Source organism: Neisseria sp. P0021.S006 (assembly GCF_051956895.1).
Map to the genome: position 1 here is coordinate 1 of NZ_JBQCWZ010000837.1, position 629 is coordinate 629.

Sequence of the window (629 nt, forward strand, 5' to 3'; positions counted from 1 at the left end):
AGCTTACACACGTCTGGCAACACCAGCGCGGTCACAAAGTTTGGTTGTCCGGTTTATTCATTATGCTCAAAGGCGGATATAGGAAACGCGAAGCTTACGCCTATCCCATACCTTTGCCTCACTTCAACCAACTCAATATCGAGCAGCAAGCCGACCTCGTTGCCCACTATTTTGCAGCCACTTACCTGCCCAAAAACATTTACACCCCTCAACAACCCATTTTTCAGACGGCCTTAACAGGCTTTCTTCACAACCCGAATAACAAAGCCCTTTGCCCACGTTACTTGTCGGCAAAAAAACAACACTCAAAAAAGCCCAGTGAGCAAATAAGCTATAATGGACAATCCGACACATCATCCAAAAGGTCACAAACCATGCCTTGGAACATACCTATTTTACTTACCTGGATGCGCGTCCTATTAATCCCCGTGTTCACCATCCTATTCTATTTACCGAACACATGGATTCAACTACAAACCGTCAACTGGACAGCCGCCATCATCTTTGCACTTGCAGCTATTACAGACTGGTTTGACGGCTTTTTAGCACGTCGCTGGAAACAAACCTCCGACTTTGGCGCATTCCTCGACCCCGTTGCCGACAAACTCATGGTTGCCGTTGCCCTACTC

Annotated in this window: 1 protein-coding gene; it reads left to right on the top strand. The window is 47.2% G+C overall.

Translation table 11 applies throughout. From position 1 onward, the window contains the following. Positions 1-374: 374 nt before the first annotated feature. The coding region (locus ACTHUM_RS17410) for a CDP-alcohol phosphatidyltransferase family protein (RefSeq protein ID WP_440403612.1) at positions 375-629 on the top strand (255 nt) is incomplete at its 3' end.